Genomic DNA, 13,795 nt, shown 5'->3' on the forward strand with positions numbered 1-13,795 from the left:
AGTCTTGAGGTGTTCGAGACCGCAAAGGCGCGGTCCTCATCCTTTTACGGAGGCGTTAATTGATGTCGTCGGAGTCGGGCAGTCCTACAGGATTCATTGCCGAGACCAACACCCCCCAGTTCGCCGAGGCCTATTACGGGCACCTTTCACCGGAGGATGCGGCAACGTATCCACCGGAGGAGCTGCGGAACCGCGTCGGGGTGCATCTGGGCCTCGGGCACCAGCGGGACCGGGGACGGGCGAAGGTCGCGGTGGATCTGGAGGAGGACCGTGCGGTCGTCTATGCGGTCACCGACGACATGCCCTTCCTGGTCGACTCTGTCACCGCGGAGATCGTCCAGCAGGAACAAGGCATCACCTTGGTCGTCCACCCGACGTTCCTGGTCCATCGGGACGAGGAGGGAATTGCGACCACGATCGAACCGGTCAACACCGCCGAGGCCACATCATCGGGCGATACTGCTGCCTTGCCGGACCTTTCCGCCTTCATGGACCAGACCGGTAAATCGACCGTCGAATCATGGATCGCCATCGAAATCGCCGGGACGCCGGAACCGGAGCGGGTCACCGCATTGGTCGAGGGCCTGGAACAAGTCCTGTCCGATGTCCGCGACGCCGTGGAGGACTGGGCGCCGATGCGTGCCAAGGCCCACGAAATCGCTGATTCGCTGGCAGATGTCAACGACGAGATCCCCGATCTGGATAGCGCTGCCGAGCTGTTGCGTTGGTTGGACGAAGGCAACTTCACCTTCCTGGGATACCGCGAATACGATCTGGCCGTGGAGGACGGAAAGGATGTCCTGCACGTGCGTTCCGAGAGCGGATTGGGCCTGATGCGCCGGTCGGGCACCACCATGCTCCGTCAGGAACTGACGAAACTGGGGAGGGACAAGGCCCGGGAAAAGCGTCCACTGGTCATCACCAAGGCCAATTCACGCTCCACGGTCCACCGCGCGGTCTACCTGGACTACATCGGGGTCAAGAGCTTCGACGCCCAGGGCAACGTCACCGGCGAACGACGCTTCATCGGCCTCTTTGCCACCAGTGCCTATACCCGCCCGGTCCGGACCGTCCCGGTGGCCCGCGATAACGTCGAGCGCGTGCTCAAGGCCTCGGGATTCGCCCCTGATTCCCATTCGGGCAAGGACTTGTTGACGATCCTGGAGAGCTACCCCCGGGACGAACTCTTCCAGATCCAAACGGAGGACCTGCTGCGTATCGTCACCGGGATCCTCAGGCTGCAGGAACGTCGTCGCACCAGTTTGTTCCTCAGGCCCGACATCTACGGACGGTTCATGTCCGCCTTGGTCTTCCTGCCCCGCGATCGGTACACCACGGCGGTCCGGTTGCGCATCGAGGAGGAACTGAAGAAGGCCTACGCCTCGGATTCCACCGAGTACGAAGTACAGATGAACGAATCCGCCCTGGTGCGGCTGTTCTATCGGGTCCGACTGCCCCTGGGTGAGCAGACGCCTGAGGTTTCCCGCGAGGAGCTGGAACAGCGGCTCGTCCGGGCCGTCAGGTCCTGGGGCGAGGGAGTGGACGAGGAGGTGCGCAGTCGCTTCGAGCGAGGCGAAGCCGCCGAGATGTCCCGGCTTTGGGCCGATGCCTTCCCGCAGGCCTACCGCGTGGACTTCGAAGTGGAGGACGCACTCGATGACATCGAACGCTTCTCCACCTATGACGAGCCCGGGCACGAAGGCCCCGTGCTCCACGTCTACGTCCCCTCCAACGTGGCCGACCAGCATGGCGTGGATGCCCGGTTGAACCTGTACCTGACCGAACCGCTGTCCTTGAGCCGGATCCTTCCGGTGCTGTCCCACCAGGGATTGGAAGTCGTCGACGAGAAGCCGTTCGCCATCGAACGACGCGACGGCAAGAAGTTCTACCTCTACGACCTGGGACTGAAGTATCCGGAGGGCATCGACCCGCTCGAAACCAGTGACCTGCTCACCGAGGCCTACGGTGCGGTCTTCGTGGGACGGGCCGAATCCGACGCCTTCGACCGGCTCATCCTCGCTCAGGGCCTGTCTTGGCGGGAGACGGCGGTCCTGCGGGCGTACGCCAAGTACCTGGGCCAACTCGGTGCCTCGAACTCCTATGGGTTCATTGCCGATACCATGCTGGCCAACCCGGAGGTGACCGAGGCCCTCGTGGACCTGTTCGAGGGCACCTTCGACCCGGATCTCGATGACGCCGAACGCACGCGTCGCACCGCAGCGGCACGGGCCGCGCTGGAGACCGGGCTGGAACACGTGGCGACCCTTGACGCCGACAGGCTGCTGCGCCGCTTCGTCAACGTCATCGACGCCACCACGCGGACCAACTACTACCAGGACACCATCCACCTGTCCTTCAAGCTCGAACCAGGGCGGATCGACGGGGCCCCGTTCCCGCGGCCGCAATACGAAATCTGGGTCTATTCGCCCCGCGTCGAAGGCGTGCACCTGCGCTACGGCAAGGTTTCCCGCGGTGGCCTGCGCTGGTCGGATCGCCGGGAGGACTTCCGGACGGAGGTCCTGGGGCTGGTCAAGGCACAAATGGTCAAGAACGCCGTGATCGTCCCGACCGGCGCCAAGGGCGGTTTCTTCGCGAAGAACCTGCCTGACCCTTCGGTGGATCGCAATGCCTGGATCGAGGAAGGCAAGGCCGCCTATCGGATCTTCATCTCGGCCCTGCTCGATATCACCGACAACCTGGTCAGGGACGGTGACACCGAGAGGGTGGTCGTCCCGGACCGCGTGGTGCGCCTGGATGACGACGACACCTACCTGGTCGTCGCCGCCGACAAGGGCACGGCCAGCTTCTCCGATACCGCCAACGAGATCTCACTGGCCCGGGGCCACTGGCTCGGCGACGCCTTCGCCTCGGGCGGATCGGTGGGCTACGACCACAAGGCCATGGGCATCACGGCCCGTGGCGCCTGGGAGTCGGTCAAACGGCACTTCTTCGAACTGGGAATCGACACCCAGACGGAGGAATTCACCGTGGCCGGCATCGGCGACATGAGCGGGGACGTCTTCGGCAACGGGCTGCAGCGTTCCGAGCACGCCAAACTGGTTGCCGCCTTCGACCACCGGCACATCTTCCTGGATCCGAATCCGGATCCGAAGCCGTCCTTCGCCGAGCGCCAGCGGCTATACGAGCTACCGCGTTCGAGCTGGGGCGACTACGACACCTCGCTGATCAGCGAAGGCGGGGGTGTTTATCCACGCCAGTCCAAGTCCATCCCGATCTCCGACCAGGTCAGGGACGTGTTGGGGCTGCCGGAAGGGACGACGTCGATGTCGCCCCCGGACCTGCTGCGCGCCATCCTGTCGGCGCCAGTGGATCTGGTCTACAACGGTGGCATCGGCACGTATGTGAAGGCTTCCACGGAATCCCACACCGATGTCGGGGATCGTGCCAACGACGCGATCCGGGTCGACGGCAAGGATCTGCGGGCCCGGGTGGTCGGCGAAGGCGGAAACCTGGGCATGACCCAGCGCGGACGCATTGAAGCAGCGCTGAAGGGGGTCATCCTCAACACCGACGCGATCGACAACTCCGCCGGGGTGGACTGCTCCGACCACGAGGTCAACATCAAGATCCTGATCGATCGGATGGTCACTGCCGGAAAGCTGCCCGAGGACGAGCGGGCGGACTTCCTGCATTCGATGACCGACGAGGTCGCGCGGCTGGTGCTGCGGACCAACGTCGACCAGAACATCCTGCTGGTCAACGACAAGCAGCATCTCTCCGAATGGAGCCCGAGCTTCGAACGGCTCATGGACTGGTTGGAGGAGCATGCCGATCTGGACCGCGAGCTCGAGTTCCTGCCCAGTACGGAGGAACTGGAGGAACGCCTGGCCGGGGGCAAGTCACTGACCGCTCCCGAGCTGGCCGTGTTGGTGGCCTATTCGAAGATCCAGCTGGCCACGGCGTTGGCGCAGACCACGCTGGCGGATGATCCGTACTTCGACCGGACGATGCGCGAGTACTTCCCGGTGCAGCTTTCGGAGAAGTTTCCCGAGGATGTCCTGGCCCACCCGCTGCGCCGGGAGATCGTCAGCACCGTGGTGGCCAACGACATGGTCAACATGGGTGGCATCACCTATGCGTTCCGGGTGCTGGAGGAGACCAGCGCTTCCGAGGAAGCCGTGGCCCGTTCATTCGTGGCCCTGCGGGAGATCTACGCCCTGGATGACTTCGTGGACGCCGTGACCGGTTTGCCGGCCAGCGTCCCCGTCGAGCACTGGTGCCGCATCCAACTGGATATGCGCCGGCTGCTGGACCGGGCCACGCGTTGGTTCATCTCCCATGTCGGTTCCGGGACGAGCATCCAGCAGGACATCGAGGCCTTCGAGCCGACGGTCACCGCCCTGCAGGCCGAACTGGGGGACCTGCTGCGCGGCGTTGACGCCGAGCGGGTGGCCCGGTGGAAGGACAACGGGATCCAGTGGGGCCTGCCCGAGGATCTTGCCTCGCGCTGGGCCTTGCAGTTCGAGGGCTTTGCCTTGCTGGATATAGCCCAGGCCGCCCATGACCGGGGACTGCCGGCCCGCGAGGTCGCAGCCGTCTACTACGTGGTCTTCGCGCGTTTCGGCATCGACAATTTGCTCGAACGCATCACCCGGCTCCCGCGGGGGGACCGGTGGCAGGCGCTGGCCCGTGCCGCCCTGCGGGACGATCTGTATTCCACGGCGGTGGACATCACCGGAGCGGCGTTGCAGGCCGCACCGGAGGTGGTCGATCCCGAGGGACGGGTCGTGGAGTGGGAAGAACAGAACGCCGACAACCTGGCCCGGGCGAAGAACATGTTCGATGAGGTCAACAGCCTCGAACGCGATGACATGGCTTCACTATCGGTGGCACTGCGCCTGCTGCGTTCGATCGTGCGGCGGTAGCTCTTGGCGACCTTCACCGATCCGGTCCGGGACGACGCCGATTTCAGGCCCGGGGACGAGGAATGGCTCCACCTGCTGGTGGGGGATTGGCAGATGGTCGCGGACCTGGCGTTTGCCGATCTGGTCCTCTGGCATCCCTCGGCCGGAGGGACGTATGTGGCTCTGGCCCATGTACGTCCCTCCACCAGCCATACCGTCTTCCATAGCGACTTCGTGGGGGAGCGGATCCGCAAGGACCTGCGCCCCCTGGTCGAGCAGGCCTGGACCAGCGGGGAATCCCAACGCGCAGGGGAGGAGCATTGGACGCAGGAGTCGGCGATGCGCATCGAGGCGTTCCCGATGGTGCGCAACGGCAGGACGCTGGCGATCGTCACCAGCCACCAGGATCTGTCCAACTCCCGGGTGGCCTCGCGGCTGGAACAGACCTATAAGCAATGCGCCACCGATCTGCTACGCATGGGCATGCAGGGCCTGTGGCCGGACTTCGCGACACCCACCGGCTCCCGACGCGGGGCTCCCCGCGTCGGTGACGGGCTGATCCGGTTGGACGCCGAGGGAATCGTGCAATATGCCAGCCCCAACGGGGTCTCGGCCTATCGCCGTCTCGGGGGGGTCGACTCCCTGGAGAGCCGCTCACTGGCGGAGGTCACCACCGGTCTCCTGAGGGACCGCCGCCTCGTGGACGAGGCCCTCGCATTGGTCGTCACCGGCAAGATGCCCTGGCGCACCGAGGTCGAGTCCAACGGGGTCAGCTTGTCCCTGCGGGCCATCCCGCTACGTGATGGCAAGAAGCGATACGGGGCCCTGGTGCTCTGTCGCGATGTGACGGAGTTGCGCCGCCGCGAGATGGAGCTGGTCTCCAAGGATGCCACCATCCGGGAGATCCACCACCGGGTGAAGAACAACCTGCAGACCGTCGCCGCGCTGTTGCGCATGCAGTCCCGCCGCATGGTCAGCGAAGACGGAAAGCAGGGTCTGGAGCAGGCCATGCGCCGGGTGGCCACGATTGCCCTGGTGCACGAGACGCTGTCCCAGGGCCTGAGCCAGAGTGTCGACTTCGACGAATTGATCGACCGCCAGTTCAGGTTGGCCGCCGAAGTGGCCTCACCTGGTCAAGTGGTTCACACCGAACGGTCGGGATCCTTCGGCGGGCTGCCCAGCGAACTGGCGACCCCGCTGTCGCTGGTCATCAACGAGTTGGTTTCCAACGCCGTCGAACACGGCCTGGGCGAGCAGGACGGAACGGTCAGCCTCCACGCGGTGCGACGCACCATCGCCGATGGCACCGAACGGCTGCGCGTGGTCGTCTCCGACGACGGTCGTGGTCTGGGCTCGGAGCCCCGCAAGGACGGACTCGGACTGCAGATCGTTCGCACCCTGGTGACCAGCGAACTGGCGGGGACCATCGAATGGGAGCCGGGAACCCATAGCGGCACGGATGTCATCCTGGACCTGCCGCTGCGCAGCTGAGGGGCGCACCCGTGAACAGGAAAAACGCCGGCCGGTCCCCGAAGGGACCGGCCGGCGTCATGGGGACCCGGGATTGATCAGTTGAACTTCTTCTGGTGGGCCTTGACCGACTTCACGTAGGTCTTGGTATCGCTGTACATGCCATTGCGCTTCACCGAGCCCTGCCCCTGGTAGTAGGAGGCGATGCCGTCTTCGACGTTGCTGCTGGTGCGCTGCAATGAACGGATGATGGCAACCCCCGCCGTGGCGTTGTCGTAGGGGTTCAGCAAGTCCAGCTTCCGGCCGACCAGCTGTGACGCCCAGTCACCCGAGGTCGGGATGACCTGCATGGCACCGATGGCGTTGGCGGGGGAGACCGCTGCCATGTTGAAGCCTGACTCCTGGTACGCGTGGGCCAGGGCCAGGGACGGGTCGACGCCCATCTTGCGTGCCGTGCTGCTGATGATCGACTGCATTTCCGACCGTGAGGGGAGGTTGCGCGAGAGCAGCGTGTACTTATTGTCGTTCGCGGACTTCACCGTGCCGGCCGGGTACTTATAGTGCAGGAAGGTATCCGGCACCAGCTGCTTACGGGTCGACGAGGTCGAGGAGGTCGAGGAGGCCGGGGACCCGCCGGAGAGCTTGAGCTTCTGTCCGGGGTAGATGACCGAGGAGTTGTTCAGGTTGTTGGCCGACAGGAGCTTGGACAAGCCCATCCCCGCCTGGCCGGCGATACCGGAAAGGGTGTCCCCGGACTTGACCGTGTAGGTGCTGCTGGTCTTCTTCTTCGTCGAGCTCGACGAGCTGGAGGAACCCGAGCTGGATTTCGAGGAGGAAGAGGCGGAGCCGGAGAGCTTGAGCTTCTTGCCCGGGTAGATGACCGTGGACATGCTCATGTTGTTGGCCGCCAACAGCTTGGACAGACCCATGCCCGCCTTCTCGGCGATCGCCGAGAGGGTGTCCCCGGATTTGACCGTGTAGGTCGACGCCGATCCGCTGGAGCTCTTCTTGGAGGAGCTCGAGCTGGACTTGGACGAGTTCGAGGAGCCCCCCGAGAGCTTGATCTTCTGGCCCGGGTAGATCATGGAGCTGGACTTCAGTCCGCTGGTCTTCAGCAGGGCCGAAAGGGAGAGGCCCTTGCTGTGGGCGATGCCCGAGAGGGTGTCTCCGGATTTGATCGTGTAGGTCGATGCCGATCCGCTGTAGCTCTTCTTGGAGGAGCTCGAGCTGGACTTGGAGGAGGACCCACCGGAGAGCTTGAGCTTCTTGCCCGGGTAGATGATCGTGGACATGCTCATGTTGTTGGCCGCCAACAGCTTGGACAGGCCCATGTCCGCCTTTTCGGCGATCGCCGAGAGGGTGTCCCCGGATTTGATCGTGTAGGTCGACGCCGATCCGCTGGAGCTCTTCTTGGAGGAGCTCGAGCTGGACTTGGAGGAGGACGATCCACCGGAGAGCTTGAGCTTCTGGCCGGGGAAGATCAGATCGCTGGCCTTGAGCTTATTGGCCTTGAGGAGTTTCGACAGCGGCATATCGTGTCGATGGGCGATGCCCGAGAGGGTATCGCCTGACTTGACGGTCACCTTCTTGGCGGGCGCTGCGGCCACGGTGAGGCGGGTCGGCAGCTGTGAAGCCACCAGATGGGCGGCGATGCGCTGCTGGGCGGCCGCGATGTTCGCGGGAGTCGCGGTCTTCGGGGTGAGAAGTGCTGTGGACGTGGGAGCCTCGACGGCGGCTGCGGGGGCGGCTGCTGCCACACCTGACAGGACGACGGCGGGAATCGTCGCGGCTGCGACGGCTCCGGAAATGGAACGGTTGCGGGCTCCCTGAACGAAGACGTTCGAGGAACGCGCGCCGCTGGTGCGGTGCTCGGGCATGTAGACATCCTCTGATCGCGACGGCCTTGGCCGAAGAGATCACCATCGAGTTGAAGCCAGGCAGGGCTTCGCGATACTCGTGTGACCTATGTTGCAACTGTGACTCATGTGAATTTACACCATGTGATGCGTTCCTAAAAGTCTTAAGTGGCTCGTCACCTGAGCATTGCGACGGGGAGAGCACGGATTGTGGCATTCTTGTGTGGTGAGTTCTCTTAATAATCTCGTGACCGAATGGTTGTCTTTGCCTGACCTAGCCGAGGCGTTGGACGTCTCGATCAAGGACGTGCACCGTCTGTTGGACGAACGCTCGATCGTTGAATTGCGGGTGGGCGCACGCAAGGTGCGCTCCGTTCCGGCGGAATTCGTTCTGGAGGGGCGGATCATCGATAGCCTCAAGGGCACCATCACGGTGCTGGGCGACGCCGGATTCACGGACGAGGAGCTGATCAGCTGGCTCTTCACCCCCGATGAATCGCTGCCCGGTACGCCGATCCAGGCCCTGCGTGAGGGGCGGAAGACGGAGATCAGGCGCCGGGCCCAGGCCCTCGGCTGGTAGCAGCGGCGCCCGGGCGGGCGGCGGTGGTGCTCAGGCCGTGCGCTCGGTGACGGCCTTTCCCAGCGCGCGCAACTGTTCGCGGATCTGATCGGTGACGGATAAGACGTCGAGCGCATCGAAGGCCTGCGCCGAGAGTGCGGCGATGCTCCCCTCGGTCGCTGCCAGCGCCCCGCAATCGGTGAGGACCGTCATCATGCGATTGATTTCCGCCGCTGTGAGGTCATCGGCCCCCAGACGGTTCTGGATGAAGTCGCGGTCTTCCTCAGAGGCCAGCAGCAGCCCGTGGGCGATCATTTCGGTGCGTTTGCCCTCGCGGAGATCATCGCCGGCAGGTTTCCCGGTGATCTCGGCGTTTCCGAACACGCCCAACACGTCGTCGCGGAGTTGGAAGGCCTCGCCGATCGGCAAGGCGAAGGCGGAGTAGCCGGCCAGCAGGTGGTCGTCGGCCCCGGCCAGGGCGCCCCCGAGGAGCAGGGGGTTCTCGGTGGAGTACTTGGCTGATTTATATCTCAGGATCGTCCGGGCCCGTTCAAGGACGTCGCTATCGGATGACGAAGGCCCCGCCGACTCCTCCAGGACGTCGAGATACTGCCCGGCCATGACCTGGGTGCGCATGCCGTCAAAAATCCTCCGCGCCGGCGAACCGGCGTCCGTGGCGGTCGCGAAGAGCTGTTCACTGAACGACAGGCAGAGATCGCCGGCCAGGAGGGCTGCTGCTTCCCCGAAACGTGCTCCGTCCCGGGCCCAGCCGAGCCGGGAATGGGTGGATTCAAAGGATTTGTGCACGCTGGGTCGGCCGCGTCGGGTCGCGGACCGGTCGATGACATCATCGTGGATCAAGGCCGCCGCCTGGAACAGTTCCAGGGCCGCGGCCGCCCTGATGATCGCCTCGTCGGCGGGATCCCCACCGGCCCCGGCATAACCCCACCAGGCGAATCGCGGCCGAAGCCTCTTGCCGCCCTGGATGAGGGTTTCGACCGAATCGACGAGATCGACGGCGGTGGGCGAGATTCCGGTCACGATATCCCGCTGTTCCGACAGGAACGTCGCCAGCATGGAGTCGAGGCGCTTGATGAATTCGGTGTCCTCGGCGCGGGGGGGCCGGGGGAAGGGCCCGGGGGCTTCAGTGGGATTCATGACGTCCGTTGTGTGGGGTGGGCTGGGAACGGTCCCATTCTATCTGTCGGAGCAGTTACGTAGAATTGGTGACATGGTCGAAGCCCCCACGCCGCGCACGGTCTTCCATGTGGACATGGATGCCTTCTATGTCTCCGTCGAGCTCCTGACGCGGCCGGAATTGAAGGGGCGCCAGGTCATCGTGGGAAACCCCGGGGGGCGTTCGGTGGTGCTTTCCGCATCCTATGAGTGCCGTCGCCTGGGCGTCCGGTCCGCGATGCCGATGGGCACGGCGATGCGGATGGCACCGAAGGCCACGGTCATCGAGCCGAACATGGCTTCCTATCGCCTCATTTCTGAACGCATCATGTCGGTCTTCGCCGAGATCACCCCCCTGGTGGAACAAGTGAGCGTGGACGAGGCCTTCCTCGACGTCACGGGCAGCTTGCGTCGACTGGGTGAACCACTGGAGATCGGGCGCATGATCCGGGCCAGGTTCCGCGCTGAACTGGGCCTTCCGGCCAGCGTGGGGATCGCCAGGAACAAATACGTGGCGAAGGTGGCCTCGACCCGTTCCAAGCCCGACGGATTGCTCCGCATCGCTCCCGAGGACACGGTCGCCTACCTGCACACCCTTCCCGTCGAAGCCCTGTGGGGCGTGGGGGCCAAGACAAAGGAGGTGTTGGCCCGGGCCGGGATCTCGATGGTGAGCGAACTGGCCCAGACCCCGCTGGCCACGCTGGAACGGCTGCTTGGTTCCAATGGCCTCCACCTCCATGCCCTCGCCTGGGGCAGGGACGACCGTGCGGTGGAACCGGTCAGGGTGGAGAAGAGCATCGGTGCCGAGGAAACCTTCGCCGTCGACGTCCATGAAGAGGCGCCGCTGAAGCGGGAACTGCTGCGCCTGGCGTACCGCGTGGCCCAAAGACTCCGCGAGGCGGAGCGCCAGGGCCAGACAGTGGCCCTGAAACTCAGGTACTCGGACTTCACCACCATGTCTCGGAGCCGTCGACTGGTGCAGCCCACGAATTCCGCGCAGGTACTGCTGGCGGCTGCGGAAGGACTGCTGGCCGGGATCGGAGAACGACCGCAAGGGGTTCGTCTCATCGGCATCCGGGTGGAACAACTTTCCGATGCCGACGGCGGCATCCAATTGAGCTTCGAACGGAGCGACGGAAACTGGCGTCAGGCCGAGGAAACCATGGATCGCATCCGGCAGAGGTTCCCCGCCGGATCGCTGCAGCCGGCGACCCTGATGCGCCCACCGGAGAACCCACCCGAGGAGGAAACATAACTCGACTTCCCGGTGGTGGAAATGCAGACTATCCTTGACGGACCACAGGTAGCGAAAAAGTAATTGGACGTACTTGCGGCAGCGGGAACAATGCAGTTGCGGGAACCGTTGACTTATATATAGGGGTTCTCCGGACGGAGACCGACGGACACGAGGGATTGGGGAAGGGATCATGCCACTTTCCGAACACGAGCAGCACTTGCTCGAGCAGCTGGAAAAGCAACTGCACGAGGATCACAAGTTTGCCTCCTCGATGAAGTCAAACGCCGCACCCGGCGGCTATTCCACGCGGAACATCGCCATCGGCGCCATCATCGGAGTCGTGGGCATCATCGCTCTGTTGCTGGGTGTCTCCAGCCAATGGATCCCGGTCGGTGTCCTGGGCTTCGCGCTGATGTGCATCGGGGTCTATGTCGCTTTTTCGAAGAATGCCTTCGGCAAGGTCGGCAAGGGCAAAACCAGGTCAGGACCGCAGAAGAGCTCATTCATGGCGGATCTTGAATCCAAATGGGAAGCCCGTCATCGGGACGAGCACTAACGATCACTAACTAGTCGTCGGGCCTGGCCACCAGGCCCGAAGAAGGACCCTAGCCACCGCAGGGCGCAGGCCATCACGGCCGGCGCTCTTTTTTTGTGCCCTCAGGGCGCCACGACCTCGTGGTGAACGCCACACCCCCGCGGGCCCATCCCCTCCGGTGGCCCTCCGCGCCGTCCTCCACTTCCCGCCACCGGGTTCCTCCACTTTGCCCCACCAGGATCCCGGCGAGGGCGCACAGCCCGTGATTGCGCATCTTTTCGGGCTTTTTCCCGTCCGGCGCGCTCTTGTATACCAAATTCCCTCCACTCCTCACCACGGGCCTGCTTCCCTCTGATTGCAAGGAAAAGAATTTGCCCTATTGGTGGTAAAACTACCGTCTGTCGTTGACAGTGGGGCTTTGTGGAGTAAAGTGGGGGACTGTAGAGGTGATGGGGGATGACGGGGTGAACGTAGCTCCTTGATGACGGGAAGGCGGTGCGTATGTTCCTCGGGACGTACACGCCGCGTCTTGACGAAAAGGGGCGCATCATCCTTCCTGCCAAATACCGCGATGAACTGGCGAACGGGCTGGTTCTGACCCGGGGGCAGGAACGCTGCGTCTACGTCTTCAGCCAGCGGGAATTCGAGAACGTGCATGAGCAGATGCGTCAGGCACCGTTGTCCTCGCGGCAGGCGCGGGATTACATCCGCGTTTTCCTCTCCGGCGCCTCTGACGAGATGCCGGATAAGCAGGGCAGGGTCACCATCCCGGGGGCACTGCGCGCCTACGCCGGACTGGACCGTGAGGTCACCGTCATCGGTGCGGGGTCCCGGGCCGAGATCTGGGATACCCAGGCTTGGAACGAATACCTCGAAGAACAGGAGAGCACGTTCTCCGAGACAGATGAAGAAGTACTGCCGGGCATTTTCTAGCAACCGCTGGAAGCGCTCGGTGGGGTTGGACCAGATCTCCAGCCGCCCGTCAGCATCATCCTGGCTCCACTTCCCCGGAGCCAGGCCGATGAGGATCGGAGCGGAGGGGGATCTGGCCCAATCCCTACACCACGATTGCAAGCTGTGACACGCTGAAAGGGGACAGGGCATGACCGACGACATCACACCCCGTCCCACATCCGAGCGGCACGTACCGGTGCTGCTCGAACGTTGTGTAGGGCTGTTGGCGCCGTCGATCCAGGCAGGGATCGACCAGCGCGAACGGGCCGTCGTCGTTGATTGCACGCTCGGCATGGGCGGGCACTCCGAGGCGCTGTTGCGTCGTTTCGACCAGCTTCACCTGATCGGGCTGGATCGCGACGAGCAGGCACTGGCCTTGGCGGGGGAGCGGTTGGCGCCGTTCTCCCACCGGACCGATCTGGTCCACGCGGTCTACGACGAAATCGATGATGTGGTCGAGGACCTGGGCTTCGACGGCGTCGATGGCGTGTTGTTCGACCTGGGGGTTTCCTCGCTGCAGCTCGATGAGCGCGAACGCGGCTTCGCCTATTCCTTCGATGCCCCACTGGACATGCGCATGGACACCTCGACCGGACCGACGGCCGCCGATGTGGTCAACGACTATTCCGAATCGGATCTCGTCCGCCTGATCCGCACCTGGGGTGAGGAGAAGTTCGCCGGTCGGATCGCGTCGGCCATCGTCCGGGACCGGGGGATGCGCCCCTTCGAAACCACCGGCCAGTTGGTGGAGAGCATCCGCAGCGTCGTGCCGGCCGGGGCCGCCCGCACCGGGGGACACCCCGCCAAAAGGACCTTCCAGGCCCTGCGTATCGAGGTCAACGAAGAACTCGATGTGCTGGACCGGGCGCTACCGGCCTCGATGGACGTGCTGAACATCGGGGGCCGGGTGGTGGTGATGAGCTACCACTCGCTCGAGGACAAGCTGGCCAAGAAGCACTTCGCCGCGGCCTCCAAGTCCTCGGCCCCCCTCGGGTTCCCGGTCGAGCTGGAGGAGCACAAGGCCCGCTTCCGGAGTCTGACCAAGGGAACCGAGAAGCCGAATGACATCGAAATCGACGAAAACCCCCGCGCGGCATCAGCCAAGCTCCGCGCGGTGGAACGAATCCTGAAGAGGAGCTGAAC

General features: G+C 64.2%; 9 protein-coding genes. 7 read left to right on the plus strand and 2 right to left on the minus strand.

Translation table 11 applies throughout. From position 1 onward, the window contains the following. The first annotated feature begins 62 nt into the window (after positions 1–62). Positions 63–4,886, plus strand: coding sequence for an NAD-glutamate dehydrogenase (locus ACT3S2_RS07650; RefSeq protein ID WP_444554390.1), 4,824 nt, complete (start codon positions 63–65; stop codon positions 4,884–4,886). Between the two features lie 3 nt (positions 4,887–4,889). Further along, complete coding sequence (locus tag ACT3S2_RS07655; protein ID WP_444554391.1) at positions 4,890–6,356, plus strand: sensor histidine kinase; 1,467 nt, start codon at positions 4,890–4,892, stop codon at positions 6,354–6,356. A 77-nt stretch (positions 6,357–6,433) separates the two neighbouring features. Here ACT3S2_RS07655 and ACT3S2_RS07660 read toward each other — a convergent pair whose 3' ends face one another. Next, positions 6,434–8,212 (minus strand): LysM peptidoglycan-binding domain-containing protein, encoded by a 1,779-nt coding sequence (locus ACT3S2_RS07660; protein WP_444554392.1) that lies wholly within the window; start codon positions 8,210–8,212, stop codon positions 6,434–6,436. 226 nt (positions 8,213–8,438) lie between these two features. On the opposite strand from ACT3S2_RS07660, the gene ACT3S2_RS07665 reads away from it, so the two are divergent. Further along, positions 8,439–8,771, plus strand: coding sequence for an Rv2175c family DNA-binding protein (locus ACT3S2_RS07665; protein ID WP_444554427.1), 333 nt, complete (start codon positions 8,439–8,441; stop codon positions 8,769–8,771). Positions 8,772–8,801: 30 nt separating this feature from the next. Here the strand turns inward: ACT3S2_RS07665 and ACT3S2_RS07670 are convergent, their stop codons facing one another. After that, the gene (locus ACT3S2_RS07670; RefSeq protein ID WP_444554393.1) at positions 8,802–9,908 is read right to left on the minus strand and encodes a polyprenyl synthetase family protein; all 1,107 of its coding nucleotides are present in this window, start codon (positions 9,906–9,908) and stop codon (positions 8,802–8,804) included. Between the two features lie 73 nt (positions 9,909–9,981). Between ACT3S2_RS07670 and dinB the strand changes: the two genes are divergently transcribed. The 4 genes from dinB (at position 9,982) to rsmH (ending at position 13,793) form a co-directional block, all read left to right on the plus strand. Next, positions 9,982–11,181, plus strand: coding sequence for a DNA polymerase IV (gene dinB, locus ACT3S2_RS07675; protein ID WP_444554394.1), 1,200 nt, complete (start codon positions 9,982–9,984; stop codon positions 11,179–11,181). Between the two features lie 172 nt (positions 11,182–11,353). Beyond that, positions 11,354–11,719: a DUF3040 domain-containing protein gene (locus ACT3S2_RS07680; protein ID WP_444561491.1), complete on the plus strand. Its 366-nt coding sequence runs from the start codon at positions 11,354–11,356 to the stop codon at positions 11,717–11,719. 480 nt (positions 11,720–12,199) lie between these two features. After that, the gene (gene mraZ, locus ACT3S2_RS07685) at positions 12,200–12,631 is read left to right on the plus strand and encodes a division/cell wall cluster transcriptional repressor MraZ (protein WP_444554396.1); all 432 of its coding nucleotides are present in this window, start codon (positions 12,200–12,202) and stop codon (positions 12,629–12,631) included. A gap of 169 nt (positions 12,632–12,800) precedes the next feature. Next, a complete protein-coding gene (gene rsmH / locus ACT3S2_RS07690; protein ID WP_444554397.1) occupies positions 12,801–13,793 on the plus strand; it encodes a 16S rRNA (cytosine(1402)-N(4))-methyltransferase RsmH in 993 nt (330 codons plus the stop codon). Positions 13,794–13,795: the final 2 nt, after the last annotated feature.

The organism is Arthrobacter sp. AOP36-A1-22 (assembly GCF_052377615.1).
GTDB lineage: Bacteria > Actinomycetota > Actinomycetes > Actinomycetales > Micrococcaceae > Arthrobacter_H.

Coding starts and splice junctions, on each gene's coding strand:
- ACT3S2_RS07650 (WP_444554390.1), top strand. CDS start 63: ATGTCGTCGGAGTCGGGCAGTCCTACAGGATTCATTGCCGAGACCAAC.
- ACT3S2_RS07660 (WP_444554392.1), bottom strand. CDS start 8,212: ATGCCCGAGCACCGCACCAGCGGCGCGCGTTCCTCGAACGTCTTCGTT.
- ACT3S2_RS07670 (WP_444554393.1), bottom strand. CDS start 9,908: ATGAATCCCACTGAAGCCCCCGGGCCCTTCCCCCGGCCCCCCCGCGCC.
- dinB (WP_444554394.1), top strand. CDS start 9,982: ATGGTCGAAGCCCCCACGCCGCGCACGGTCTTCCATGTGGACATGGAT.
- ACT3S2_RS07680 (WP_444561491.1), top strand. CDS start 11,354: ATGCCACTTTCCGAACACGAGCAGCACTTGCTCGAGCAGCTGGAAAAG.
- mraZ (WP_444554396.1), top strand. CDS start 12,200: ATGTTCCTCGGGACGTACACGCCGCGTCTTGACGAAAAGGGGCGCATC.
- rsmH (WP_444554397.1), top strand. CDS start 12,801: ATGACCGACGACATCACACCCCGTCCCACATCCGAGCGGCACGTACCG.